We start from the raw sequence: 24,256 nt of genomic DNA, 5'->3' as shown, positions 1-24,256 counted from the left end.
GCGGCACCTCGGCGCTGCGCACACCCGCATACGCCATATCTCGTATATGACGCACGAGATATGGCGTATGACGTATCGCGTACGACGTGCGGTGGGACGAAAGTAGGGCGACCCCCGGGCTCCGTCAACGGTTCTGACAGAACTTTCGGGGACCGATCCGAAAGCGCTTACTGCGTGCGACGGCGAATGCGTAGGCGATCACGGGGAGCTGCCGTGGGCCGCGCCCGCGCGCCGGCCCGGCGCCGCTCGACACCACCCGGTGCCGCCCGGTACGACTCAGCCCAGACGCGCGAGCGCGGCGCGCACGGCCGCCAGGTCCGCCTCGCAGGCCAGACCGGCGTGGTACAGCCGCAGTTCGGTCGCCCCCAGCTCCCTGGCGTGCGCGGCGTCCTCGGCCAGCCGCGCCGGATGTCCGCCCATCCCCCCAACCACCGTGAAGTTGGCGGCGAGCACGGTGGAGGGGCTCCGGTGCGAGGCGAAGGGCGCCAGGACGGCCTCGCGTTCGGCGCCGTCCCCGGTGCACGGCAGCACCACACCGTCGGCCAGGGCGAGGATCGCGGCGGGGTCCACACCGACGTTGGCGCCGCAGCGATGGGGTGCCGGATCGGCGTGGAGCAACACTCGGAATCCTTCCGTCCGCTGAGCCTCCGCGGCCTTTCGCACGGCTGTCACGACCTCGTTTTGGAAAGCGCTCGCTACCTGGTTGCGCCAGTCGGCCGCGGCCCGGGCGAACTCCCGCCCCAGCAGCTTCTCCACCTCCTCCCACTCCCGGCCGCGCCCGTCGGCCGTCTCCCCGCGCTCCCCGCGCCACAGCGGCTCCAGCGCGCCGGCCACGGCACCCCGCAGCCGCCCGGGGTCGGCGCCGTGCCCGGCGTACCCCGCCTCGCACTCCGGGCAGAAGCACAGCGACATCAGGTACTGGCCGGCCCCGTCCAGCCGCACCCCGCCGGTCTTGTCATGGGCGCTCAGATGCCCCAGCCCGTACCAGCCGCAGGACTCCAGCTCCACCCCGCGCGCACCGGGCCGCACGGCGGCCTCGGCCGCCAGGGCGGCGGCGTAGGCGCGCACCTCCTCCCGCGCGATGCAGGGCGCCCAGGGGTAGCGGTCGCCGTAGGCGTTGCGCACGGTCAGGTCCGGGTGCTCGCCGCCGAGGCGGGTGTTGTGGGCGAGGATCACCCAGGAGTGCACCTCCAGTCCGGCATCGGCCAGCGCCGCCGCGGCCTCGCCGTACGGGTCCTCGCCCGCGACCCAGTCCTGCGCGTACGGGCGCAGCCGCCGGCCCTCCCAGCGGGCCGGGTCGATCGGGTGGTAGACGGCGGAGTGCCGGGCTGCGACGACGCGGTGGCGCGGATGGCGGGGCGTGAGTGCCCTGGTGGAGTGGTAGGCGGAGGCGAGGGTGACCTGCTCGACACCGAGGTCGGCGATCCGGCGGGCGGCGGCCGGGTCGCCGACGACGTCCCAGGGGTAGACGAACGCGGAAGCTCTCATCGGCGGTTCCTTGGTGTGAGACGGGTCCGGTCGCACGGACCGGATGGACGGACCGGCCGCAGGGGAAGGGCCGGACGCGCGAAGGCTAGATCAGGGAACCGGACCGCGACAGCCTCCTCCCGTCCCCGCCCGGCCGTCCACGGTGATGTCGTATGTACGCTCACCTGAACAGGGCGCAGATTGCCTCCACTTACCGGAGTTCGAGGCCGGAACGGCGAGCACGGGCAGTGGTGTGCCCGGAGGCGGGCAGCGTGAACTTCCCGCCGAGTACACGGATGTGGACGGCGCTCAGGGGAGGAGAGGCCGGCATCCGTCCCCGCCCGGCCCGGCCGCCGGCGCGGCGCGTCCCGCACCGCCCCCGGCCGCCCGGCCGGACGGTGTTCGAGAGCACCCCCGTTCGGGCATGATGGCCCGCGAAGATCACGGGCCGCGGGCGGACTCCCGCGGCGGGGAGGGGTTCGATCGTGGACATCGTGAGCTGGCTGGTGCTCGGACTGGTCACGGGGGTCGTCGCAAAGATCCTGCTGCCGGGCCGCGACCCGGGCGGGCTGGTGGGTACCACGCTCATCGGCATCGTCGGGGCGTTCGTGGGCGGCTGGCTGTCCGCGACCTATCTGGACCGCCCGGTGGAGCGGGACTTCTACGACCCGGCCCTGTGGGTCTCGGCGGTCGCCGGCTCCCTGGTGCTGCTGATCGCCTACCGGCTGCTCTTCGGCCACTCGCGCCCGTCCCGCTGAGGCCGGCCCGCCCGCGCCCCGGCCCGTCGGCACGGAGCGTGTCCCCGGACGGCGGAGGGTAATGGAACCGTAAAGCCGCCTGGTCCGTTATCCGGACCATGACTGCAATGACTCCCGGTTCGAACCTTCCGCTGCCCACCGCGCGCGTGGCGGTGGACGTCACCGCGCCGGCGCGGCTCGACGTCTCCGGCCTGCTGATCGCCGCCGACGGGAAGGTGCGCTCCGACGACGACTTCGTCTTCTACAACCAGCCCTCCGCCCCGGGGGTGTCCCACAGTTCGGCGGGCGGCCTCGACACCATCACCGTGGACACCGCCGCGGTGCCCGCCGGCATCGAGAAGATCGTGGTGACGGCCAGCCTCGACGCCCCGGGCGCGACCTTCGCCGGCACCGAGCCCACCGCGACCGTGCGGGACGCGGCGAGCGGCGCGGTGGTGGCCACCTTCACCCCGCCCCGGCTGGGTCCGGAGACGGCGCTGGTGGTCGTCGAGGTGTACCGCAGGGGCGACGCCTGGAAGGTCCGCGCGGTCGGCCAGGGGTACGCGAACGGGCTGGCGGGTATCGCCACGGACTTCGGCGTGACGGTGGAGGAGCCCGCCGCTCCCGCCGCGACCGCCGCGCCCGCGGCTCCGGCCATGCCGGCCGCCCCGCCGGCCGCCCCTCCCGCGCCCGCCGCCGCTCCCGCCGCCACCGGGAAGATCAACCTGGACAAGGGCCGGGTGGACCTGCGGAAGCACGAGACCGTCTCCCTGGTCAAGGGCGGAAAGCCGCTGCTGGCCTCGGTCCGGATGGGGCTGGGCTGGGAGCCCGCCTTCCGCGGCAAGAACGTCGACCTCGACGCGTCGGTCATCGCCTATGACGCCGGCCGCAAGAAGATCGACAACTGCTACTTCGGCAGGCTCGCCATCCTGAACGGAGCGATCCAGCACTCCGGCGACAACCTCACCGGCGAGGGCGCGGGCGACGACGAGGCCATCACCGTCCACCTGGGCGGCCTCCCGCCGCAGGTGACGGGTCTGGTCTTCACGGTCAACTCCTTCTCCGGGCAGAAGTTCACCGAGGTCGCCAAGGCGTACTGCCGCCTGCTGGACGCCGCCACCGGCGAGGAACTGGTCCGCTTCGACCTGACCGGTTCCGAGCCGCGCACGGGCGTGCTGATGTGCAAGCTGATCCGGCAGTTCTCGGGCGAGTGGGAGATGACGGCACTGGGTGACTACGTGGACTCCCGCACCGTCCGCGGCATGGTGAAGCCGGGCGGCGCGGCCCTGTAGGAGAGCCCGCGCCCGAGGGCCGGCGGCGGGGGAAGCTCCGGCCGCGGAGAAGCGGAGGGGAGACGGAGGAGAGGGCGCGAGAAAGTCGCGCGGGAATCGTGAAGCCCCTTGCCGCAGGGCGCCGGCCGCACCAGGGGAGAGGCGGCGGACGTGATATCCGTCGCATCCGCCGGCAGCCCCGATGGCCCCAACTCCCCGCACCGGCAGCCATATTCGCAGGTCAGCAACCATTTCGGGCATTTGCGGAGCGATTGAGGTTTGAACTATGCGGCGGAAGGGAAACCGAAGGGACCTGCCGCTGTCATACCCAGCCCCTACGCTGGTCATATGTCCACCACTCCCGAGCAAGGATCCCCGGCTCCCGGGCCCCAGACCCCCGCCCAGGCGAACGAGGCGCTCCGCGCCTTCGTCCGCGCCCACGGAGACCGTCCCTGGTCCCGGGCGGAGCTCGCCGAGCTGGACCGGCTGCGGAGCCTGTGGCGGGCGGCCGAGCGGCACGGGATGACCACCGCGGCCTGAGACCGCCGGCGCACCACCGCCGCGGCGCCGACACGGGGCCGGCACGACGCGGAAGGGCCCGCGGGAGACGATCTCCCGCGGGCCCTTCCGCTCGGTCACGGCCCCCGGCCCGCTCCCCCGGCGAAAGCCGCGGCGCGGCGGCGGCTCAGTGGCGCCGCCAGGGGCCGGTGATCGCCAGCAGGATGCCGGGCTCCTGGATCCCGGCGAACAGCGTCCGGCCGTCCCCCGAGAAGCAGACCCCGGCGAACTCGCTGTACTCCGGCTCCTCCTGCGTGCCGATGTTCATCTCGTTGCGCGCGATCGGGAACGCCCTGCCGCGGTCGTCCGCGGCCATCAGGTGCTGGAGCCCCTCGCCGTCCTCGGCGATGATCACCCCGCCGTACGGCGAGACCGTGATGTTGTCCGGGCCGTCGAGGCCGCCGGGCTCGTGCGGGTCGCGGTTGACCCCGAAGCGCAGTCTGAGGGTGAGGGTGCGGCGCCGGGGGTCGTAGAACCACACCTGGCCGTCGTGGGGCTCACCGGGGCTGTCCTCGTCACGGGCGTAGGAGGCCACCACGTACGCGCCGCCGTCGGCCCACCACATGCCCTCCAGCTTGCGGGCGCGGGTGACCTCGTCTCCGGTGAACTGCCCGCGGACGGGCACCTCGCGGGCGTCGCGGTCGGGGACGTCCACCCAGTCGACCCCGTAGACCGTGCCGGGGCGCACCGCGCGCGAGAGGTCGTCGACGAACCGGCCGCCGGAGTCGAAGCAGCGGAACGCCTGGAGGACGCCCGCGTCGTCGGCCAGTGAGCGCAGCCTCCCCCGTCCGTGCCGGAAGCCGTGCGGCGGCACCCACCGGTAGAACAGGCCGTTGGGGCCGGAGTCGTCCTCCGTCAGGTACATGTGACCGCGCCGCGGGTCCACGACGACGGCCTCGTGGTCGAAACGGCCCAGGGCCTTGAGGGGCCTGGGCTCGCGATTGGCCCGCCCGTCGCGCGGATCGACCTCGAAGACGTAGCCGTGGTCGCGGGTCATGCCCCTCTCGCCGGCCCGGTCGGAGTTCTCCTCGCAGGTCAGCCAGGTGCCCCAGGGGGTCACCCCGCCCGCGCAGTTGGTGGAGGTGCCGGCGATGCCCACCCACTCGGCGAGCTTCTCCCCGTCGTGCGAGACCTCCACGACCGTGCAGCCCCCCGCGGCGGCCGGATCGTAGACCAGCCCCTCGGCGAGCGGCACCGGGTGCTCCCAGTCTCCCCGGGGGCCCTTCAGCTCGTGGTTGTTGACCAGCAGCGTCCTGCCCCTGGGGCCGTCGAAGGCCGCGGTGCCGTCGTGCCCGGCAGGGGTGTACTCGCCGCTCTCCAGCCGGGTGACGCCGCAGTGCGTGAGGACGCGGTACGAGAAGCCCGCGGGCAGGGCGATCACCCCTTCGGGATCGGGCACCAGCGGACCGTAGCCCCGCGGTGCGCCCTCCTCCCGCCGTCCGCGTCGCCCGTCGCGGTCGTCGCCGCCCGGGATTCCGAACGCGCCCGAGGTGCCGGCCAGGATGCCCGCACTGCCGGTGAGGGCGATCCCGGCCCCGGCCACGACCGACCGTCTGCTGAGGTCCGGGCGGCTGACTTCGCTGCTGGTCGGCATCGTCTCTCCCGTCGGCTTCGCGCGATGGCACGGTGCCGACCACGATCCCGCCCTACGGCGAACGCGGGTTGAACACGGGCCGAACCGGTCGGCTCAGCCGCGCGACCGCGCCCTGTACGCCGCCTTGCGGGCGTCCTTGGCCGCCTTGCGGTCGGGGTGCACACGGCTCATCGCCTCCAGCACCTCCCCGGTCGCCGGGTGGTCGACGCGCCACGCCTTGTCGAAGAAGCCGCTGTGCTGGTCGACCAGGCCCCGCACCAGCTCGCGCAGTTCCTCGGAGCCGTCCCCGCCCTCCTCGGTGGCCAGCTGGGCGGCCAGGGTGTCCACGGTCAGCCAGAACACCATCTCCTCCGACGGCGCGGGCACGTCGGCGAAACCGCGCTCGGAGAGCCACACCCGGGCCAGTCCGCCCAGATGGCCGTCGTCGAGGACCTCGCGCAGGGCCGGCTCGGCCTCCGCGCCGGTGATCGAGAGGGCCTGCTGGCAGGCCAGGCGGCGGCGCGGCGCGTCCCGGTCGTCGCCCCGGGCGGCGGCGAGGAGTTCGCGGGCGGCCTCCAGGGGTGTGCGCCGGGCGAGCCACAGCTCGATCTCGTGGCGGGCCGCCTCCTCGCCGTGGCCGGGCAGGGCGGCCAGCAGCTCCTCTGCGCTCTCCTGCGCCAGATCGCCCACGACCGGGGCGTGGACGCCCGCCTCCAGCAGCCGCTGCCGCACGCCGTACAGGCCGAGCGGGGTCAGGCGGACCATGCCGTAGCGGGCCAGGTCCTCCTCGTCCGGGCCGCCGGAGTCGTCCGGCGCGCCGAGCCCGTCGGGTTCGGCGCCGTCGGCCTCCTCGATCAGGGCCTCGTCCACGGGGCGGTAGTCGACGATCCCGGCCGGCTCCAGCATCCGGAACTGCTCGTCCAGCCTCACCATCGCCGTCGAGACGTCCTCCAGAACGGAGTCGGTGGGGTGCTCCATGTCCTCCGGGGCGACCATCGAGGCGGCGAGCACCGGCAGCGGCACCATCGCCCCGTCCGTCACGGCGGGGTCGGTCGCGGTCAGGACGTAGAGGTTGCCCAGGGCGCCGTCGAGGAAGTCGGCCTCCTCCTCCGGGTCCCAGTCGAGCGCGTCGAGGTCAAGGGAGTCCGGGTCGATCCGGCCGTCCTCGCCCTCGGCGCCCAGTTCGCCGAGCAGATCCTCAAGGGCGGGGGCGGCCGCGTCCGAGAGGGCCGCCTCCAGGCCGTCGCGCCAGATGTCCAGTACGTCGGCGGGGGCGCCCCCGGTGAGCAGGGACAGTTCCTCGCCGGGGACCGCCGTGCCGTCCCCGGCCTCTCCGTCCCCGCCGGCCCCCGCTTCCCCGCCGGTCCCGTCACCCTCGCCGGCCCCGCCGTCCTCGCGGATCTCCAGCAGGCCGGTGTCCAGGGCCGTGTCCCAGGCCCGCTCGGCGTCCGCGAGCCCGTCCTCCCCTTCGAGGCCGAGGTGGGCGGCGGCCCGCTCCAGCGACTCGTCGGGGAGCTCGCCGCCGGCGCCGACCCGGATCCCCTCCCCGGCCCAGCGCGCGAGCCGGGCGGCCCGGGACAGCAGTGGTGAGGCCAGCGCGTCCCGCGCCAGTTCGGCTTCGGCGGGCAGCCGTACGGGCGGCACGGTGGGACGGTCGTCACCGGTCATGGGGGAGGCGCTCCTCGATTCGATGAGGCGGGCGTTGTGATCGCTGCCCCAGCGTAGACGGCTTCCGTGCCCGTCGCCGGGTTCACCGGCCCTTCCACCCGCGTACACCGGCAGCCGCTTGACAAGCACCTGACCAGAGCGGCACGTTACGCGCGTAGAAACCGAACAGCGCGAACCACGGGCGGCGTCACCGGCTTCCCGGCACCGCACTTCGGCTCTCCGCCCGGCGCGTCCAGCACGTCCGGCACCCACAGCACCGTCCCGGAGGGACCCCTTGAGCAGATCCCAGGCGGCTCGTACCGCCGCACTCACCGTCGCAGCCCTGACCTCGACGCTGCTGGCCGTCCCCGCCTCGGCGGCGGAGCCGGCCGATGCCGTCCGCATCCACGACATCCAGGGCGCCACCCGCGTCTCGCCGCTGGCCGGCGAGCGGGTCTCCCAGGTGTCCGGCGTCGTCACCGGCGTGCGCACCTACGGCTCGCGCGGCTTCTGGATGCAGGACACCGCCCCCGACGCGGACCCGGCGACCAGCGAGGGCCTCTTCGTCTACACCGGCTCCGCCCCCCAGGTGGCCGTCGGCGACCTGGTGAGCGTCTCGGGCACGGTCACCGAGTACCGCCCCGGCGGCAACTCCTCGGGCAACCAGACCCTCACCCAGATATCCCGCCCCCAGGTGACCGTCGTCTCCTCCGGCAACCCCCTGCCCGCCCCGGTGGTCCTGGACTCCGCCTCCGTCCCCGAGGCCTACGCGCCCCAGGGCGACCCGGCCGCGGACGGGAGCATCGAGGGGCTTCGACTGCGCCCGGGCACCTACGCGCTGGACCTGTACGAGTCCCTGGAGGGCATGGACGTACAGATCCGCGACGCCCGCGTGACCGGCCCCAGCACCCAGTACGCCGAACTGTGGGTGACCGTCAGGCCGGAGCAGAACCCCTCGGCGCGCGGCGGCACCGTCTACGGCGGCTACGACGGGCAGAACTCCGGCCGCCTCAAGGTCGAGTCGCTCACCCCGCTGTCCCAGGAGCCCTTCCCCACCGCGAACACCGGCGACGTGCTGGCCGGCTCCACCACCGGCCCGCTGGACTACGAGCAGTACGGCGGCTACCACGTGGTGGCCCGCGAGCTGGGCGAGGTCGAGGACCGCGGCCTGGAGCGCGAGCGCACCCGCGCCCAGCGCCGCGGCGAACTGGCCGTGGCCACCTACAACGTCGAGAACCTCCACCCGGGCAACGACCAGGAGAAGTTCGACCGGCTGGCCCGGGGCGTGGTGGACAACCTCGCCGCCCCCGACATCCTCGCCCTGGAGGAGATCCAGGACGACAACGGCCCGGTGAACGACGAGGTGGTCTCCGCCGACGCCACGCTGGCGAGGTTCACCGACGCCATCGCGGCCGCGGGCGGCCCGCGCTACGAGTGGCGCACCGTCGATCCCGTCGACGACGCCGACGGCGGCCAGCCCGGCGGCAACATCCGCAACGTCTTCCTCTTCAACCCCGCCCGGGTCTCCTTCGTGGACCGCCCCGGAGGTGACGCCACCACCGCGGTCGGCGTGGAGCGCGAGCGCGGCCGGGCCGTGCTCACCCACTCCCCCGCCCGCGTCGCACCCAACGACACGGCCTGGGAGGACAGCCGCAAGCCGCTGGCCGGCGAGTTCCGCTTCCGCGGCCGCACCGTCATCGTGGTCGCCAACCACTTCGCCTCCAAGGGCGGCGACCAGTCCCTGCACGCGGCCGTCCAGCCGCCCAGGCGCTCCTCCGAGGTCCAGCGCACCGCGCAGGCGAAGGTGGTCAACCACTTCGTGCGGCAGGTGCTGGCGGTGGAGCGGAAGGCCAACGTCGTCGTCCTCGGCGACATCAACGACTTCGAGTTCTCCGCCACCACCCGCGAGCTGACCGCGGGCGGCGCGCTGCACAGCGCGGTGCTCTCGCTGCCCGAGGACGAGCGCTACACCTACGTCTACGACGGCAACGCCCAGGTGCTGGACCAGACCCTGGTCTCCCCGGGCATCGACCGCTTCGACTACGACATCGTGCACGTCAACGCGGAGTTCGCCGACCAGGCGAGCGACCACGACCCCCAGGTGATCCGCTTCCGTCCCTGAGGCGGGGCGCCCCCGTGAGAACCGGCCGTGCCGCCCGCCCGGAAAGCGGGCGGGCGGCACGGCCGACACGTTCCGCCGCGCGGGGCGTGACCGTCATGATCCTCCTATCGTTGGACCGTGCGGCTGCGCCGCCCGGCGCGGCGGGCAGGAGTGGCACGTCGATGACCGTCGAACTCACCGACAGGATCGAGGTCGAGATGGCCGACGGCGGCGAACCGAGCCTGGACGAACTGTTCGAGCTGCTGGAGCGGATGCCCGTCCCCGAGGGCTACAAGGCGGAGATCGTCGAGGGGACCGTCCATATGACGCCGCAGCGGGACGCGCACTGGGAGATCATCCGCAGGATCGTACGCGCCCTGGAGGACCGGTTCGGCATGAAGGTGAAGGTGAAGTCGGACGTACGCATCGACCTCCCCGGACACGGCAACGGCTTCGCGCCGGATGTGGCGAAGCTCGGCGACACCGCCGAGGTGATCTCGGACGGCACACGCGGCAACGACTACGGCAAGAAGTGCGAGGCGTACGCCGCCGCCGAGGTTCCCGCCTATCTGATCGTCGATCCGTACACCGCACAGTGCCACCTGTTCACCCGGCCCAAGAGGGCGAGTACAGCAGCCACCTCATCGTCGACTTCGGCGAGGCGGTCGACATGACGGGCACCCCCGCCGACCTCGTGCTGCACACCCGGGACTTCCCCCGAGAACGCGCCTCGGGCCGGGGCGACCGCTGACCGGACCGGCCGGACGGCCGGTTGGACCGGCCGCTTCGGCGTGGGCCAGACTCGCCCCATGCCCGACTCCCCCTTCGGCCGCGTCGCCGCCGCCATGATCACCCCGTTCGACTCCTCCGGCGCGCTGGACCTCCCCGGCGCCCGGCGGCTGGCCGCCCATCTGGTGGACCGGGGCGGCTGCGACGCCCTGGTGCTCAGCGGCACCACCGGCGAGTCCCCGACCACCTCCGACGACGAGAAGACCGCGCTGGTACGGGCCGTGGCCGACGAGGTCGGCGACCGGGCCCGGATCGTCGCCGGTGTCGGGTCCGCCGACACCCGGCACTCGATGGAACTGGCGCGGGCCGCCGAGGAGGCGGGCGCCCACGGCCTGCTGGTCGTCACGCCGTACTACTCCCGTCCCACGCAGGAGGCCGTCGCCCGCCATCTGGCCGCCGTCGCCGACGCCACCGCCCTGCCGGTGATGCTCTACGACATCCCCGCCCGCACCGGGGCGGGCACCGCGCTGACGGTGGAGACGCTGACGCGGCTCGCGGAGCACCCGCGCGTCCGCGCGGTCAAGGACTGCGCCTACGACCTGATGAAGACGGCGAAGGTGCTGGGCTCCACCGGGCTGGTCTACTACTCCGGCTGCGACGAGATGACCCTGCCGCTGCGCGCGATCGGCGCCCACGGCTGTGTGAGCACGGTCGCCAACGTGGCGGGGCCCGCCGTACGCGGCGTCCTGGACGCCTTCGACGCCGGCGACCACGCCGGGGCCGCCCGGCGCCATCGGGCCCTGGTGCCGCTGGTCGACGCGATGATGTCCCAGGTGCCCGGCGCGGTGTCGGTCAAGGCGCTGTTCGCCGCGGCGGGACTGCCGGGCGGGCCGGTGCGCCCGCCGCTGCTGCCTGCCGACGAGGCGCTGACCGCGCACCTGGCCGACGCCCTCAGGGCGGCGCTGTCCCGGTGATCCGGCCCGGCGGCCCCGGGCCGGATCAGGCCGGGCCGGCCGGACCGCTCCGGTGGTCCGGCTCGGCCCACATCCCCTGCGGCCCGTGAGGCCCCCGCGGCTCCCGCGCGGCCGGCTGTCCGCCGGCGGGCGCGTCCGTCAGGTCACGCACCAGGAGGGCGGCGCCCGCGACCGCGCCCGGCATCAGGAGGACCGCGGCCAGCGGCACCAGGAAGCACAGTGCCAGCGGCGCCCCGAAGCCGACCGCGAGCGCCTTGCGCCCGCGCAGCATCCGCAGCCGCTCGCGGACGGGGATGTCACGGCGCTGCATGGCAACCGAGGCGAGTTCCAGCGTCAGGAAGAACCCCGCGACGAGGAGACCGGCGACGGGGACGACGGTCTGGCCGACGACGGGCACGAAGCCGAGCAGGAACAGCACCACGCCGAAGGGCAGGGCCCACGCCAGAACGTAGAGGCTGTCGCACAGGGAGATCCACAGTCCGCGCAGCAGCGAGACCTCCGGGCCCTCGGGGCAGCCGCCCTCGGCCTCCTCGACCTTCTCCGACAGGGACTCGTAGAAGGGGTCGCCGACCAGCAGGGTGACGGCGGTGAAGGTGAGCACCGCCATCAGCAGGCCGCCGGCGAACAGCAGCACGGTGAAGGTGCCGCGCAGCAGTCCGGCCCAGGGCGAGGACCAGTCGTCGGCGAACGGCGTGGCCCAGGCGGCCAGGTCGTCGGCCCAGAAGCCGAGGACGGTCAGGGCCACCGTGTAGAGCACCAGGGTGATGAGCGCGGGCAGCAGCCCGAAGCCGAACCACCGTCCGTTGCGCAGGACCCACTTCTGGCCCTGTCCCAGGTACCGCGCTCCGGCCGTGAGATCACTCATGACCGCACAGCGTAACGGGCCCGCCGCCCGGTGGGGGCGGCGGGCCCGGCCGGTCCTCCGGCGCCGGGGGTACCCGGCGCGCGTCAGTTGTGGCTGTGCAGGGCCTCGTTCAGACCACCCCAGGAACCGGAGCGCTGGAGGGCCTCGACGGCTCCGGTGGTGGAGTTGCGGCGGAACAGGAGGTTGTTCGCGCCGGACATCTCCAGCGCCTTGACGACCTTGCCGTCGGGCAGGGCGACGCGGGTGCCGGCCGTCAGGTAGAGGCCCGCCTCCACGATGCAGTCGTCGCCCAGCGAGATGCCGATGCCGGCCTCGGCGCCCAGCAGGCAGCGCCTGCCGATGGAGATGGTCTGCTTGCCGCCGCCGGAGAGGGTGCCCATGATCGAGGCGCCGCCGCCGATGTCGGAGCCGTCCTCGACGACGACGCCCGCGCTGATGCGGCCCTCGACCATGGAGGTGCCCAGCGTCCCGGCGTTGAAGTTGACGAACCCCTCGTGCATCACGGTGGTGCCGGAGGCGAGGTGGGCGCCCAGGCGCACCCGGTCGGCGTCGCCGATGCGCACGCCCCTGGGGATGACGTAGTCGGTCATCCGGGGGAACTTGTCGACGCTGGTGACCGTGAGCTGCCTGCCCTCGGCGCGGGCGGCGAGGCGGACCTGCTCGACCCTCTCGACGGGGACGGGGCCGAGGCTGGTCCAGGCCACGTTGGCGAGCAGGCCGAAGATGCCGTCCAGGTTCTGGCCGTGCGGCCTCACCAGGCGGTGGCTGAGCAGGTGCAGCCGCAGGTAGGCGTCGTGCGCGTCCAGGGGCTTGTCGTCCAGCGAGGCGATGGAGGTGCGGACGGCGATGACCTCGACACCGCGGACCGGGTCCGGGCCCAGGGCCTGCGGCGCGGCGTCGCCGAGCAGTTCGGCGGCGCGCTCGGCGCTCAGCCGCTCGGTGCCGGCGGGGCCGGGCGCCTCGGTCAGCTCGGGCGCGAGGAACCAGGTGTCGAGTACGGCTCCCCCCTCCAGCGCGACGGTGGCCAGTCCGGCGGCGACCGCGCCGGTCGTACGGGGTGCGGATGCGGGTGCTTCGGTCATGGCCAAACGCTAACCGGACACCTTCCGCGAACGCGAACCGGTCCCACCGGCCGGACGCGGCGGCGGGCACGCGCGGGGCGCGCCCGCGGTGCCGTCAGTGGCCGCCGCCGAGGTTGAGGACCACCACACCGGCGACGACCAGGAGGATCCCGGTGATCCTGGCGGCGTTGACCGCCTCGCCGATGAAGACCATGCCGATCACGGCGATGGCGGCGGTGCCGACGCCCGACCAGATCGCGTACGCGGTGCCGACCGACATGGTCTTGAGCGTCTGCGCGAGCAGGGCGAACGCGACGAGGTACCCGGCGGCGGTGCCCAGGGTGGGCCACAGCCGGGTGAAACCGTCGCTGTACTTCATCGAGGTGGTCGCCAGCACCTCGGCCAGGATCGCGCAGGCCAGCATCAGATACGCCATGTGCCGAGGCTACGCAGCGGTACGGCGGGGCCGTCGGCCGCCCCACCCCCCGCGCACGCCGCCGGCCGGGGCCCGCGAAGGGGCCCCGGCCGGCGGGGAAGGCGCTGGGCGCCCGGGTCTCGCCCGGTGCCCGGGATGTCCGGCGCCTCAGACGTTGAAGCCGAGCGCGCGCAGCTGCTCGCGGCCCTCGTCGGTGATCTTGTCCGGACCCCACGGCGGCATCCAGACCCAGTTGATGCGCAGTTCGTTGACGATGCCGTCGGTCGCCGACTTCGCCTGGTCCTCGATCACGTCGGTCAGCGGGCAGGCCGCGGACGTCAGCGTCATGTCCAGTGTGGCGGTGTTGTCGTCGTCGATGTGGATGCCGTAGATCAGGCCCAGGTTGACGACGTCGATGCCCAGCTCGGGGTCCACCACGTCGTACAGCGCCTCGCGGACCTCGTCCTCGCTCGCCGGCTTCGTCGTGGTCGGCGTCTCGCTCATGCGGTCCTCTCCTCGGCCTTCTTCTCGGCGGAGCCGTCGCCCAGGGCCTGGGCGGTGGCGTCCTTCCATGCCATCCAGCTCAGCAGGGCACACTTCACGCGTGCCGGGTACTTGGAGACCCCGGCGAACGCGACCGCGTCCTCCAGGACCTCCTCCATCTCGTCGTCCGGCTCGATCCGGCCCTTGGACTGCATCAGCTCCAGGAAGGTCTCCTGGACCCGGCGCGCCTCGGCCAGATCCTTGCCGACCAGCAGGTCGTTCAGCACCGAGGCGCTGGCCTGGCTGATGGAGCAGCCCTGCCCCTCGTAGCTGACGTCCGCGACGGTGGAGCCGTCCATCCTCACCCGCAGGGTGATCTCGTCGCCGCACGTCGGGTTGACGTGGTGCACCTCGGCGTCGCCGTCGCGCAGCCCCCGTCCGTGCGGGTGCTTGTAGTGGTCCAGGATCACGTCCTGGTACATGGAGTCAAGCTTCACGAGTCACCTTCAGCCACTGCGGTCGTCCGTCGTCGGTCACGGAACATCAACCGAAGAAGTTCCGTACGTGTTCCAGCCCCTCCACCAGGGCGTCGACCTCCGCCGGAGTGGAGTACAGATAGAACGACGCCCGGGTGGTCGCGGGAATTCCGTACCTGAGGCAGACGGGCCTGGCGCAGTGGTGGCCGACCCGGACGGCGATGCCCTGCTCGTCGAGCACCTGGCCCACGTCGTGGGGGTGGATGTCGCCGAGCGCGAAGGAGATCGCGGCGCCGCGGTCATCGGCCGTGGACGGGCCGATGATCCTCAGGGAGGGGACCTCCTGGAGCCTGCGCACCGCGTACTCGGTGATCGCGTGCTCATGGGCGGCGATGCGGTCCATGCCGATCGCGGTCAGGTAGTCCACGGCAGCGCCCAGCCCGACGGCCTGCGCGATCGGCGGGGTGCCCGCCTCGAACTTGTGGGGCGCGGGGGCGTAGGTGGAGGAGTGCATCGAGACGGTCTCGATCATCTCGCCGCCGCCGAGGAAAGGCGGCAGGTCCTCCAGCAGCTCCTGGCGGCCCCACAGCACGCCGATGCCGGTCGGCCCGCACATCTTGTGGCCGGTGAAGGCCACGAAGTCGGCCTGGAGCGCCTGGACGTCCACCGTCATGTGCGGGGCGGCCTGGGAGGCGTCGACCACCACCAGCGCGCCGACCTCCTGGGCGCGCCGGACGATCGCCTCGACCGGGTTGACCGTGCCCAGGATGTTGGAGACCAGCACGAAGGAGACGACCTTGGTCCGCTCGGTGATGATCTCGTCGATGTTCGACAGGTCCAGACGGCCGTCGTCGGTGAGACCGAACCACTTCAGCTTCGCGCCCGTGCGCTGCGCCAGCAGCTGCCAGGGCACGATGTTGGAGTGGTGCTCCATCTCCGTGATGACGATCTCGGTCCGGTCGTCGACGCGGTAGGGCTCGTCGGCCCAGCCGAGCATGTTCGCCACGAGGTTGAGCGACTCCGAGGCGTTCTTGGTGAAGATCACCTCGTCGCGGCTCGGGGCGTTGACGAAGGCGGCGACCTTGTCGCGCGCCCCCTCGTACAGCGCCGTGGCCTCCTCGGCGAGCACGTGGACGCCGCGGTGGACGTTGGCGTTGTGCCGCGCGTAGTAGTCGTTCAGCGCGTCGAGGACCTGGTTCGGCTTCTGGGAGGTCGCCGCGTTGTCCAGGTACACGACCTTCTTCCCGTCGTGGACCGTGCGGTCCAGCAGCGGGAAGTCCTTGCGGATCGCGTCCGTGTCGAGAAGGCCCGGCAGCTGTGTCACGCTCGTGTTTCTCCGTTCTCCCCCGTGGCCTCACGTCCCGGAGGTACCCCATTGCGCGCCCGTCCGGCCGGGCCGGGGGCGCCCTCGGTGCGCGGGGCCGCCGGGGCGGCCCCGCGGATGCGGCTCACGCCGTCCGGTCGCCCTTGACGTAGGCCTCGTAGCCCTCTTCCTCCAGCTTGTCCGCCAGCTCCGGGCCACCGGACTCGGCGATCCGGCCGGCCGCGAAGACGTGGACGTGGTCGGGCTTGATGTAGCGCAGGATGCGCGTGTAGTGGGTGATCAGCAGGGTGCCGACCTCACCGGTCTCGCGGACGCGGTTGACGCCCTCGGAGACGATGCGCAGCGCGTCGACGTCCAGGCCGGAGTCGGTCTCGTCGAGGATCGCGATCCGCGGCCGGAGCAGCTCCAGCTGGAGGATCTCGTGGCGCTTCTTCTCACCGCCGGAGAAGCCCTCGTTGACGTTGCGCTCGGCGAAGGCGGGGTCGATGTTGAGGCGCTCCATGGCCTCCTTGACCTCCTTCACCCAGGTGCGCAGCTTGGGGGCCTCGCCGCGGATGGCCGTGGCGGCGGTGCGCAGGAAGTTGGAGACGGACACGCCGGGCACCTCGACCGGGTACTGCATGGCGAGGAAGACGCCGGCGCGGGCGCGCTCGTCGACGCTCATCTCCAGGACGTCCTCGCCGTCCAGGGTGACGGTGCCGCCGGTGATCGTGTACTTGGGGTGGCCCGCCAGCGAGTAGGCGAGGGTGGACTTGCCGGAGCCGTTGGGGCCCATGATGGCGTGCGTCTCGCCCTGCTTCACGGTCAGGTCGACGCCGCGCAGGATCTCGGTGGGGCCGTTCTCGGCCTCGACGGAGACGTGCAGGTCGTGGATCTCAAGCGTTGCCATGGGGCTTCAGGACTCCTGGGTGGTGGAGACGAGCACGGCCGCGTCGGGGCCGTCTCCTTCGATCTTGACGGGGTATACGGGGACGGGACGCGTGGCGGGCGGTCCGTCGGGCTTGCCGGTGCGCAGGTCGAAGCTGGACCCGTGCAGCCAGCACTCGATGTGGCAGTCCTCCACCTCGCCCTCGGAGAGCGAGACGTTCGCGTGCGAGCAGATGTCGTTGATCGCGAAGACCTCCCCCCGCGTGCGGACGAGCGAGACCGGGACGCCGCCGATCTCCACCCGCCTGGGGGTGTCCTCCTCCAGCTCGCCGAGCGAGGCGACGCGGACGAAGCCCGCGCTGCCCACCGCGCTTTCGCCGGTGCTCATGCGACCGACTCCTCCAGTTCCTCATCGATCCTGGCGATGAGGCGGTCCTGCAGGTCGGGCAGGCCGATCTGCTGGACCAGCTCGGCGAAGAAGCCGCGCACCACCAGGCGGCGGGCGTCCTGCTCCGGGATGCCGCGCGCCATCAGGTAGAACAGCTGCTCGTCCTCGAAGCGGCCGGTGGCCGAGGCGTGGCCGGCTCCGACGATCTCGCCGGTCTCGATCTCCAGGTTGGGCACCGAGTCCACCCGCGCGCCGTCGGTGAGGACGAGGTTGCGGTTGAGCTCGTAGGTGTCGGTGCCGGTGGCCGAGGCCCGGATCAGCACGTCGCCGATCCACACCGCGTGCGCGTCCTGGCCCTGGAGGGCGCCCTTGTAGACGACGTTGCTGCGGCAGTTGGACGCCTCGTGGTCGACGAAGAGGCGGTGCTCCTGGTGCTGGCCGTCGTCGGTGAAGTACAGGCCGTACAGCTCCGCCTCGCCGCCGGGGCCGGCGTAGTTGACGCGCGGGTGCAGGCGCACCACGTCGCCGCCGAAGGTGACGACCACGGACTTGAAGGTGGCGTCGCGGCCGATCAGCGCGTTGTGCTGGGAGCAGTGCACGGCCGTGTCGGCCCAGTCCTGCACGGAGACGACCGTCAGCTTGGCGCCGTCGCCCAGCACGTACTCCACGTTGGCGGCGCGTACGCCGTCGCCGGTGTGGTCGATGACGACGACGGCCTCGGCGAAAGCGCCCAGTTCGAAGACGGTGTGCCCGTAGGAGACGCCGCCCTGGCCCTGGATGTTCACCCGGATCGGCTCGGTGAGCACGGTCTCCTTGGGCACGGTGACGACGGCGGCCTTCTCGAAGGCGCTGTAGGCCTGTGCGGCGACCCGGTCGACGGGCTTGCCGGCCCGTCCCAGCCGGGCGTCGTCGCGGCCGACGGTCTCCACCGTCACGCCGTCGGGCGCCGAGACGTCGACCTTGACGCCGCCGCCCGCCTCGGCGGTGCCGTCGTGCAGGCCCCGCAGCCGCTCCAGCGGGGTGAAGCGCCACTCCTCCTCGCGGCCGTGCGGCACGGGGAAGTCCGCCACGTCGAAGGACGGCGGGGCGCTCATCCGGGTGGCGACGGTGGACTCGGCCGCCACCGCGATGGATCCGGCGGTCGTGGACCCGGCCGGGATGTTCTGAGCCTCAGCCATGGCTGTCGTGTTGCTCACTCTCTGTCTTCTGTGTTCGCCGGTCCCCGGGCTTCTTCTGCGCCCGGGAACCGGCTCACGGTCACGGAGGGGGAAGGGCGGGTGGCCGGGCGGTCAGCCGACCGCGCCCTCCATCTGCAGCTCGATCAGCCGGTTGAGCTCCAGGGCGTACTCCATGGGCAGCTCCTTGGCGATCGGCTCGACGAAGCCGCGCACGATCATCGCCATCGCCTCGTCCTCGGACAGACCGCGCTGCATCAGGTAGAACAGCTGGTCGTCGCTGACCTTGGAGACCGTCGCCTCGTGGCCCATCGTCACGTCGTCCTCGCGGACGTCGACGTAGGGGTAGGTGTCCGAGCGCGAGATGGTGTCCACCAGCAGCGCGTCGCACAGCACGTTGGACTTGGAGTTCTCCGCGCCCTCGCCGATCTCGATCAGACCGCGGTAGGAGGTGCGGCCGCCGCCCCGCGCCACCGACTTGGAGACGATGTTGGAGGAGGTGTTGGGCGCCATGTGCACCATCTTGGCGCCGGCGTCCTGGTGCTGGCCCTCGCCCGCGAAGGCGATCGAGAGGGTCTCGCCCTTGGCGTGCTCGCCCATCAGGTAGACGGCCGGGTACTTCATGGTCACCTTGGAGCCGATGTTGCCGTCGACCCACTCCATCGTCGCGCCCTCGTAGGCCACGGCGCGCTTGGTGACCAGGTTGTACACGTTGTTCGACCAGTTCTGGATGGTCGTGTAGCGGCAGCGGGCGCCCTTCTTGACGATGATCTCCACGACCGCCGAGTGCAGCGAGTCGGACTGGTAGATCGGCGCGGTGCAGCCCTCGACGTAGTGGACGTAGGCGTCCTCGTCGACGATGATCAGCGTCCGCTCGAACTGGCCCATGTTCTCGGTGTTGATCCGGAAGTAGGCCTGGAGCGGGATGTCCACGTGGACGCCCTTGGGCACGTAGATGAACGAGCCGCCGGACCACACCGCGGTGTTCAGCGCGGCGAACTTGTTGTCGCCGGCCGGGATGACGGTGCCGAAGTACTCCTGGAACAGCTCCGGGTGCTCCTTGAGCGCGGTGTCGGTGTCCAGGAAGATGACGCCCTGGCTCTCCAGGTCCTCGCGGATCTGGTGGTAGACCACCTCGGACTCGTACTGGGCGGCGACGCCGGCGACCAGGCGCTGCTTCTCGGCCTCGGGGATGCCCAGCTTGTCGTAGGTGTTCTTGATGTCCTCCGGCAGGTCCTCCCAGGTCTGGGCCTGCTTCTCGGTGGACCGCACGAAGTACTTGATGTTGTCGAAGTCGATGCCGCTCAGGTCCGAGCCCCAGTTCGGCATGGGCTTCTTCTCGAAGAGCTTCAGGCCCTTCATGCGGAGCTTCAGCATCCACTCCGGCTCGGACTTCTTGCCCGAGATGTCGCGGACGACCTCCTCGGAGAGGCCGCGCTTGGCCGAGGCGCCGGCGGCGTCCGGGTCGGCCCAGCCGTACTCGTACTTGCCCAGGCCCTCCAGCTCAGGGTGGGCAGTCTCCGTGGGGAGAGTCATGCGGGGTTCCTCCCGGCTGTACTTGCAGATGCTGTCGCTGCGGTGGTCTTGGATGTCTTGGGTGTCCCGGGTACCGCCCCGGAGGCCCCCTTGGGGATGAACGTCGTGCACACCCCGTCGCCGTGGGCGATGGTGGCCAGACGCTGCACATGGGTGCCGAGCAGGCGGGAGAAGACCTCCGTCTCCGCCTCGCACAGCTGCGGGAACTGCTCGGCGGCATGCGCCACCGGACAGTGGTGCTGGCAGAGCTGCTCTCCGCTGGAGGCGGGCGCGCCGCGCGCGGTGGCAGCGTACCCGTCCCTGGACAGGGCCTCGGCCAGAACCCTGGCCCTCTCCCCGGGCGCGGCCCCCTCCAGCTCGGCGCGGTACCGCTCGGCCTGGGCGGCGACCCGGGCGCGGGCGAAGTCCGCGACCGCGGCCCGCCCCTTCTCGCCGCCGCCGGCGGCCTTGGCTATCCAGCGCATGGCGTCGACGGCGAGCTGGTCGTAGGCCTGGTCGAAGGCGCTGCGGCCGTAGTCGGTGAGCGCGAAGGACCTGGCGGGGCGGCCCCTGCCGCGCGAGCCGTAGACCCGCTTCTCACGGGGCTCGACGACGCCCTCGGAGACGAGCGCGTCCAGATGGCGGCGGACCGCCGCCTGGGTGAGCTCCAGCCGCTGGGCCAGTTCGGCCGCGGTGGACGGGCCGTGGTCGAGGATGGAGCGCGCGACCTTGTTGCGGGTGCCGTGGTGCTCGTCCGGGGCCGGGTGTACGGGGGCGCGGGTGTCACCGCCGCCCTGGTGGGCCGCCATATGCTCTCGCGCCTCCTCACTCCGCCCCGGGTCCGCAGCGCTCCCGCCCGCCGCGGCCGGGCCGCCGGTGACGGCGGGTGCGCTTTTTCACAACGCCATTGTTGCGTAATTCCGAGGAGACGGGCAAGCCGCGCCCTGACCGGCCCGGATGGGATGCATCACGTAAGGCGCGCCTTACCCGGACACCGGCCGCGCGGGCGGGACGCCACGGACAGGGCGGTGGCACGGCCCTGCGGGGGCGGCGCGCGGACGGGCTCCTAGACTCGCCCGTATGCGAGACACGGCGGCCGTCGAGGTCGCGGGACTGGTGAAGCGGTACGGGAGCAGGACGGCGGTGGACGGGCTGGACCTCACCGTCGAACGCGGCACCGTCACCGCCGTCCTCGGCCCCAACGGGGCCGGCAAGACCACCACCATCGAGACCTGCGAAGGCTACCGCCGCGCGGACGCGGGCACCGTACGCGTCCTGGGCCTGGACCCGGTCGCCGACGCCGCCGCGCTGCGGCCCCGGATCGGCGTGATGCTCCAGAGCGGCGGGGTCTACCCCACCGTCCGCGCCGCGGAGATGCTGCGCCACATGGCCGCGCTGCACGCCCGCCCGCTGGACCCCGGCACGCTGATCGAACGGCTGGGACTGGCCGGCTGCGGCCGCACCCCCTACCGGCGGCTGTCCGGCGGCCAGCAGCAGCGCCTGGCGCTGGCCATGGCCGTCGTCGGGCGGCCCGAGCTGGTCTTCCTGGACGAGCCGACCGCCGGCCTGGACCCGCAGGCCCGCCGCTCCGCCTGGGAGCTGGTGCGGGAGCTGCGCGCGGACGGCGTGACGGTGGTGCTGAGCACCCACTTCATGGACGAGGCCGAGACCCTGGCCGACGACGTCGCGATCATCGACGAGGGCCGGGTGATCGCGCAGGGCAGCCCCGAGGAGCTGTGCCGCGGCGGCGCCGAGAACACCCTGAGCTTCACCGGGCGCCCCGGCCTCGACCTGGGCTCGCTGCTGAAGGCGCTGCCGCCGGACACCGCCGCCGCCGAGACGGCCCCGGGCTCTTACCGCCTGACCGGCACCGTCGACCCCCAGCTCCTGGCCACGGTGACCTCCTGGTGCGCGCAGAACGGGGTGATGCCGGACGGCATCGCGGTGGAGCGGCACACACTGGAGGACGTCTTCCTGGAGCTGACGGGCAAGGAGCTGCGGTCGTGAGGCGGTACCCACACACCGGCCGGGGGCCCGGGGGTCGCCCCCCGGAAGAACACAGCCTGGAGCTGACGGGCGAGGAGCTGCGGTCGTGAGTACGGAGAACACCGGGCCGGGCGCATACGCCCCCGCCCCCGGCGCGGCCCCGCTGCCCCGGATGATCGCCGCGCAGGCCGCGCTGGAGACCCGGCTGCTGCTGCGGCACGGCGAGCAGCTGCTGCTGACGGTCGTCATCCCCACTCTGCTGCTGGTGCTGTTCAGCGCCGTGGACATCGTGGACCTGGCCGGGGAGGGAGGCGGCGGGGGCGAACGCGTGGACTTCCTGGCACCGGGCGTGCTGGCGCTGGCCGTGCTCTCGACCGCCTTCACCGGCCAGGCGATCTCCACCGGCTTCGAGCGGCGCTACGGCGTCCTCAAGCGGCTGGCCGCCTCCCCCCTGCCCCGCTGGGGGCTGATGGCGGCCAAGACGTGCGCGGTGCTGGTCATCGAGGTGCTGCAGGTGGCGCTGCTGACGTCGGTGGCCCTGGCGCTGGGATGGTCTCCGCACGGCGGTCCGCTCGCCGTGGCGCTGCTGCTGGTCGCCGGGACGGCGGCGTTCTCCGGTCTCGGACTGCTGATGGCCGGGACGCTGCGGGCCGAGGCGACGCTGGCGGCGGCCAACCTCGTCTTCGTCCTGCTGCTGGTCGGCGGCGGGGTGGTGGTGCCGCTGGAGAAGTTCCCCGAGCCGGTGCGCGCGGTCCTGGAGCTGCTGCCGATCTCCGCGCTCTCCGAGGGGCTGCGCGAGGTGCTGCGGGACGGGGCCGGGATGCCCTGGGGGAGTCTGGCGGTCCTGGGCGTGTGGGCGGTGGCGGGTCTGGCCGCCGCGGCCCGCTTCTTCCGCTGGGAATGACCGCCTCCGCCCTCCGTACGGGCGGCGCGCGCAAGGAGCGCGGGGAGTGCGGCCAGCCTGACCGCGCCCCCTCGTGAAAGCTTGCACAAGCGCCCGCCTACCATGGTGTCCGTGCCCAATCTGCTCGAATTCGCGCGAAACCCCGTCGCGTACGTCGCCAGGCGCTGGACCCCCGCCCAGCGCACCGTGGAGCGCGCCACCCTGACCGCGCTCGTCCTGAGCGTGCTCATCGTGGTCACCGGCGGGGTGGTGCGGCTGACCGGCTCGGGGCTGGGGTGCGACACCTGGCCCAAGTGCAGCGGGGACAGCCTGGTCGCCACACCCGAGATGGGGCTGCACGGCGCCATCGAGTTCGGCAACCGTCTGCTGACGTACGTGCTGTGCGCCGCCGTCGGCTGGGCGATCGTCGCGGTCCGCTCGGCGAAGCCGCGCCGCCGGGGCCTGTCGCGTCTGGCCTGGTCGCAGTTCTGGCTGGTCGTCGCCAACGGCCTGCTGGGCGGTGTGACGGTGCTGCTGCGGCTGAACCCCTACACCGTCGCCGCGCACTTCCTGCTCGCCAGCGTGCTCATCACGGTCACCACCGTCACCTGGCTGCGGGCCCGCGAGGGCGACGAAGCGCCGCGCCCGCTGGCCGGGCCGCGGATCCGGCAGCTCGCGGCGGCGCTGACGGCCGTGTCCGTGCTGCTGATCGTCGTCGGCACCATGGTGACGGGCGCGGGCCCCCACGCGGGCGACAGCAGCGATGTGCCGCGGATGGGCGTGGACTGGGAGACGACCGCCAGGGTGCACGCCCTGCTGGCCTGGGCCGTGGTGGCCCTGACCGTGCTGCTGTGGCTGGCGCTGCGGGCCGTGGACGCGCCCCGGAACCCTCTCGTCCGCACCCGGGACCTCTTCCTGGTCCTGCTGGCACAGGGCGTCATCGGCTACGTCCAGTACTTCACCGAGCTGCCGGAAGCGCTGGTCGCGGCGCACCTGCTGGGCTCCTGCCTGGTGTGGGTCGCCACCCTGCGGATGCTGCTGTCGCTGCGCGAGCGCGGTCTGCCCCCGGTGGCGGACACCGCGGCCGCGGCCCCCGTGCCCGCCGGCCGGCCGGAGCCGGCCGCGTCCGGCCTGTAGGACCCCGGCGGCGCGGGTCGCCCGGGCCCGGGGCGGGGACCACGGCACGGATGCGCGAAGCCCGGTACGGCACGGCCGTACCGGGCTTCGCGCATCCGTGCCGGGCGGCGGACGAACACCGGAAGGCGGCGGCGGAACGCGGGCCGGCGGGCCCTCGGGGCCGTCCGGCCGCGCGCTCGCACCAGCGGTCCTCGGGCGCGTCAGCGGTCCTTGGGGCCCCCGACCTGGATGCCCGCCATCCGCTCCCACTCGTAGGGGCCGGTGCGGATCCGGGCGGCGAGGTCCCCGTCGAGGGCCTCGTGGACGGTGACGCCCGCCTTCTGCGCGGCCTTCTGCGCGACCTCGTGGGAAGGAGCCACCAGATCTCCCCAGCCGCCGTCCTCGCCGACGAGGACGATGCGCACGCCGCGCTCGCCGATGTAGGAGATCTGGGCGTCGGCGCCGCCGCCGTGCTCCTTGGCGAACGCGGTGATCTCCTTGGCGAGCTTGGTCACCCAGCGCTGGGCCTTGGCGTCGGGCCCGGTCTCTTCCGCCTGCTGTGTGCTGTCCATGAACAGGATGCTACCGATGGGTAGATCGCCTGGCGACCGCCGCTCCGGGTGGCCTGCGCCACGCCCGGCGCCG

General features: G+C 72.8%; 23 protein-coding genes and 1 pseudogene. 9 read left to right on the top strand and 15 right to left on the bottom strand.

Annotation, left to right across the window (positions count from 1 at the left end; translation table 11 throughout):
- Positions 1-276: 276 nt before the first annotated feature.
- A complete protein-coding gene (locus ACW69E_RS07255; protein WP_457497346.1) occupies positions 277-1,488 on the bottom strand; it encodes a hypothetical protein in 1,212 nt (403 codons plus the stop codon).
- 464 nt (positions 1,489-1,952) lie between these two features.
- On the opposite strand from ACW69E_RS07255, the gene ACW69E_RS07250 reads away from it, so the two are divergent.
- The 3 genes from ACW69E_RS07250 to ACW69E_RS07240 all read left to right on the top strand — a co-directional run bounded on the left by ACW69E_RS07250 (position 1,953) and on the right by ACW69E_RS07240 (position 4,015).
- Positions 1,953-2,225, top strand: a complete 273-nt coding sequence (locus ACW69E_RS07250) for a GlsB/YeaQ/YmgE family stress response membrane protein (RefSeq protein ID WP_093848310.1) — start codon at positions 1,953-1,955, stop codon at positions 2,223-2,225.
- 107 nt (positions 2,226-2,332) lie between these two features.
- A complete protein-coding gene (locus tag ACW69E_RS07245) occupies positions 2,333-3,496 on the top strand; it encodes a TerD family protein (RefSeq protein ID WP_457497345.1) in 1,164 nt (387 codons plus the stop codon).
- Between the two features lie 327 nt (positions 3,497-3,823).
- Complete coding sequence (locus ACW69E_RS07240; RefSeq protein WP_237882241.1) at positions 3,824-4,015, top strand: hypothetical protein; 192 nt, start codon at positions 3,824-3,826, stop codon at positions 4,013-4,015.
- A 145-nt stretch (positions 4,016-4,160) separates the two neighbouring features.
- Here ACW69E_RS07240 and ACW69E_RS07235 read toward each other — a convergent pair whose 3' ends face one another.
- Positions 4,161-5,627, bottom strand: a complete 1,467-nt coding sequence (locus ACW69E_RS07235) for an alkaline phosphatase PhoX (protein ID WP_457497344.1) — start codon at positions 5,625-5,627, stop codon at positions 4,161-4,163.
- 93 nt (positions 5,628-5,720) lie between these two features.
- Positions 5,721-7,274 carry a hypothetical protein gene (locus tag ACW69E_RS07230; protein WP_457497343.1) on the bottom strand — a complete coding sequence of 518 codons (1,554 nt, stop codon included), beginning with the start codon at positions 7,272-7,274 and terminating at the stop codon, positions 5,721-5,723.
- Between the two features lie 274 nt (positions 7,275-7,548).
- Between ACW69E_RS07230 and ACW69E_RS07225 the strand changes: the two genes are divergently transcribed.
- The 3 genes and pseudogenes from ACW69E_RS07225 to dapA all read left to right on the top strand — a co-directional run bounded on the left by ACW69E_RS07225 (position 7,549) and on the right by dapA (position 11,057).
- Positions 7,549-9,375 carry an endonuclease/exonuclease/phosphatase family protein gene (locus ACW69E_RS07225; protein ID WP_457497342.1) on the top strand — a complete coding sequence of 609 codons (1,827 nt, stop codon included), beginning with the start codon at positions 7,549-7,551 and terminating at the stop codon, positions 9,373-9,375.
- A 161-nt stretch (positions 9,376-9,536) separates the two neighbouring features.
- Positions 9,537-10,105, top strand: a pseudogene (locus ACW69E_RS07220) (Uma2 family endonuclease).
- Positions 10,106-10,163: 58 nt separating this feature from the next.
- Positions 10,164-11,057, top strand: coding sequence for a 4-hydroxy-tetrahydrodipicolinate synthase (gene dapA / locus ACW69E_RS07215; protein WP_457497341.1), 894 nt, complete (start codon positions 10,164-10,166; stop codon positions 11,055-11,057).
- Between the two features lie 25 nt (positions 11,058-11,082).
- Here dapA and ACW69E_RS07210 read toward each other — a convergent pair whose 3' ends face one another.
- From ACW69E_RS07210 to ACW69E_RS07160, 11 genes are all read right to left on the bottom strand, one after another.
- Positions 11,083-11,922: an EI24 domain-containing protein gene (locus tag ACW69E_RS07210; protein ID WP_457497340.1), complete on the bottom strand. Its 840-nt coding sequence runs from the start codon at positions 11,920-11,922 to the stop codon at positions 11,083-11,085.
- 83 nt (positions 11,923-12,005) lie between these two features.
- A complete protein-coding gene (gene dapD / locus ACW69E_RS07205; RefSeq protein ID WP_457497339.1) occupies positions 12,006-13,004 on the bottom strand; it encodes a 2,3,4,5-tetrahydropyridine-2,6-dicarboxylate N-succinyltransferase in 999 nt (332 codons plus the stop codon).
- A gap of 94 nt (positions 13,005-13,098) precedes the next feature.
- The gene (locus tag ACW69E_RS07200; RefSeq protein WP_206346531.1) at positions 13,099-13,419 is read right to left on the bottom strand and encodes a DMT family transporter; all 321 of its coding nucleotides are present in this window, start codon (positions 13,417-13,419) and stop codon (positions 13,099-13,101) included.
- Between the two features lie 147 nt (positions 13,420-13,566).
- A complete protein-coding gene (locus ACW69E_RS07195) occupies positions 13,567-13,902 on the bottom strand; it encodes a metal-sulfur cluster assembly factor (protein WP_206346530.1) in 336 nt (111 codons plus the stop codon).
- A complete protein-coding gene (gene sufU, locus ACW69E_RS07190) occupies positions 13,899-14,378 on the bottom strand; it encodes a Fe-S cluster assembly sulfur transfer protein SufU (RefSeq protein WP_237879070.1) in 480 nt (159 codons plus the stop codon). The genes ACW69E_RS07195 and sufU overlap by 4 nt, the downstream gene beginning before the upstream one ends.
- A gap of 46 nt (positions 14,379-14,424) precedes the next feature.
- Positions 14,425-15,681, bottom strand: a complete 1,257-nt coding sequence (locus tag ACW69E_RS07185) for a cysteine desulfurase (protein ID WP_457497338.1) — start codon at positions 15,679-15,681, stop codon at positions 14,425-14,427.
- A gap of 124 nt (positions 15,682-15,805) precedes the next feature.
- Positions 15,806-16,570: a Fe-S cluster assembly ATPase SufC gene (sufC, locus tag ACW69E_RS07180; RefSeq protein ID WP_279949817.1), complete on the bottom strand. Its 765-nt coding sequence runs from the start codon at positions 16,568-16,570 to the stop codon at positions 15,806-15,808.
- A gap of 6 nt (positions 16,571-16,576) precedes the next feature.
- Entirely contained in the window at positions 16,577-16,936 is a 360-nt protein-coding gene (locus ACW69E_RS07175) for a non-heme iron oxygenase ferredoxin subunit (protein WP_457497337.1), read from the bottom strand.
- Positions 16,933-18,114 (bottom strand): Fe-S cluster assembly protein SufD, encoded by a 1,182-nt coding sequence (gene sufD / locus ACW69E_RS07170; protein WP_457497336.1) that lies wholly within the window; start codon positions 18,112-18,114, stop codon positions 16,933-16,935. Before sufD ends, ACW69E_RS07175 begins: the two co-directional genes overlap by 4 nt.
- Positions 18,115-18,225: 111 nt before the next feature.
- Positions 18,226-19,647, bottom strand: a complete 1,422-nt coding sequence (gene sufB, locus ACW69E_RS07165; protein ID WP_457497335.1) for a Fe-S cluster assembly protein SufB — start codon at positions 19,645-19,647, stop codon at positions 18,226-18,228.
- Complete coding sequence (locus ACW69E_RS07160; RefSeq protein WP_457497334.1) at positions 19,644-20,435, bottom strand: helix-turn-helix transcriptional regulator; 792 nt, start codon at positions 20,433-20,435, stop codon at positions 19,644-19,646. Before ACW69E_RS07160 ends, sufB begins: the two co-directional genes overlap by 4 nt.
- 271 nt (positions 20,436-20,706) lie before the next feature.
- Here ACW69E_RS07160 and ACW69E_RS07155 point away from each other — a divergent pair, with 271 nt between their 5' ends.
- The 3 genes from ACW69E_RS07155 to ACW69E_RS07145 all read left to right on the top strand — a co-directional run bounded on the left by ACW69E_RS07155 (position 20,707) and on the right by ACW69E_RS07145 (position 23,632).
- Positions 20,707-21,633 carry an ABC transporter ATP-binding protein gene (locus tag ACW69E_RS07155; protein WP_457497333.1) on the top strand — a complete coding sequence of 309 codons (927 nt, stop codon included), beginning with the start codon at positions 20,707-20,709 and terminating at the stop codon, positions 21,631-21,633.
- A gap of 151 nt (positions 21,634-21,784) precedes the next feature.
- On the top strand, positions 21,785-22,516 hold the full coding sequence (locus tag ACW69E_RS07150) for an ABC transporter permease (RefSeq protein ID WP_457497430.1): 732 nt from the start codon (positions 21,785-21,787) through the stop codon (positions 22,514-22,516).
- Positions 22,517-22,618: 102 nt separating this feature from the next.
- Positions 22,619-23,632: a COX15/CtaA family protein gene (locus ACW69E_RS07145; protein WP_457497332.1), complete on the top strand. Its 1,014-nt coding sequence runs from the start codon at positions 22,619-22,621 to the stop codon at positions 23,630-23,632.
- Positions 23,633-23,832: 200 nt separating this feature from the next.
- Here ACW69E_RS07145 and ACW69E_RS07140 read toward each other — a convergent pair whose 3' ends face one another.
- Positions 23,833-24,183, bottom strand: coding sequence for a hypothetical protein (locus tag ACW69E_RS07140; RefSeq protein WP_457497331.1), 351 nt, complete (start codon positions 24,181-24,183; stop codon positions 23,833-23,835).
- Positions 24,184-24,256 lie beyond the last annotated feature (73 nt).

This window comes from Streptomyces sp. SS8 (assembly GCF_054072955.1).
Note: the sequence above shows the minus strand (reverse complement) of the source record. Positions and strands in the feature narration are given on the sequence as shown.

Excerpts from the sequence above, each read along its gene's own strand:
- ACW69E_RS07255 (WP_457497346.1), bottom strand. The coding sequence starts at position 1,488 with ATGAGAGCTTCCGCGTTCGTCTACCCCTGGGACGTCGTCGGCGACCCG.
- ACW69E_RS07245 (WP_457497345.1), top strand. The coding sequence starts at position 2,333 with ATGACTCCCGGTTCGAACCTTCCGCTGCCCACCGCGCGCGTGGCGGTG.
- ACW69E_RS07240 (WP_237882241.1), top strand. The coding sequence starts at position 3,824 with ATGTCCACCACTCCCGAGCAAGGATCCCCGGCTCCCGGGCCCCAGACC.
- ACW69E_RS07235 (WP_457497344.1), bottom strand. The coding sequence starts at position 5,627 with ATGCCGACCAGCAGCGAAGTCAGCCGCCCGGACCTCAGCAGACGGTCG.
- ACW69E_RS07230 (WP_457497343.1), bottom strand. The coding sequence starts at position 7,274 with ATGACCGGTGACGACCGTCCCACCGTGCCGCCCGTACGGCTGCCCGCC.
- dapA (WP_457497341.1), top strand. The coding sequence starts at position 10,164 with ATGCCCGACTCCCCCTTCGGCCGCGTCGCCGCCGCCATGATCACCCCG.
- ACW69E_RS07210 (WP_457497340.1), bottom strand. The coding sequence starts at position 11,922 with ATGAGTGATCTCACGGCCGGAGCGCGGTACCTGGGACAGGGCCAGAAG.
- dapD (WP_457497339.1), bottom strand. The coding sequence starts at position 13,004 with ATGACCGAAGCACCCGCATCCGCACCCCGTACGACCGGCGCGGTCGCC.
- ACW69E_RS07200 (WP_206346531.1), bottom strand. The coding sequence starts at position 13,419 with ATGGCGTATCTGATGCTGGCCTGCGCGATCCTGGCCGAGGTGCTGGCG.
- ACW69E_RS07195 (WP_206346530.1), bottom strand. The coding sequence starts at position 13,902 with ATGAGCGAGACGCCGACCACGACGAAGCCGGCGAGCGAGGACGAGGTC.
- sufC (WP_279949817.1), bottom strand. The coding sequence starts at position 16,570 with ATGGCAACGCTTGAGATCCACGACCTGCACGTCTCCGTCGAGGCCGAG.
- ACW69E_RS07175 (WP_457497337.1), bottom strand. The coding sequence starts at position 16,936 with ATGAGCACCGGCGAAAGCGCGGTGGGCAGCGCGGGCTTCGTCCGCGTC.
- sufD (WP_457497336.1), bottom strand. The coding sequence starts at position 18,114 with ATGGCTGAGGCTCAGAACATCCCGGCCGGGTCCACGACCGCCGGATCC.
- sufB (WP_457497335.1), bottom strand. The coding sequence starts at position 19,647 with ATGACTCTCCCCACGGAGACTGCCCACCCTGAGCTGGAGGGCCTGGGC.
- ACW69E_RS07160 (WP_457497334.1), bottom strand. The coding sequence starts at position 20,435 with ATGGCGGCCCACCAGGGCGGCGGTGACACCCGCGCCCCCGTACACCCG.
- ACW69E_RS07155 (WP_457497333.1), top strand. The coding sequence starts at position 20,707 with ATGCGAGACACGGCGGCCGTCGAGGTCGCGGGACTGGTGAAGCGGTAC.
- ACW69E_RS07150 (WP_457497430.1), top strand. The coding sequence starts at position 21,785 with ATGATCGCCGCGCAGGCCGCGCTGGAGACCCGGCTGCTGCTGCGGCAC.
- ACW69E_RS07145 (WP_457497332.1), top strand. The coding sequence starts at position 22,619 with ATGGTGTCCGTGCCCAATCTGCTCGAATTCGCGCGAAACCCCGTCGCG.
- ACW69E_RS07140 (WP_457497331.1), bottom strand. The coding sequence starts at position 24,183 with ATGGACAGCACACAGCAGGCGGAAGAGACCGGGCCCGACGCCAAGGCC.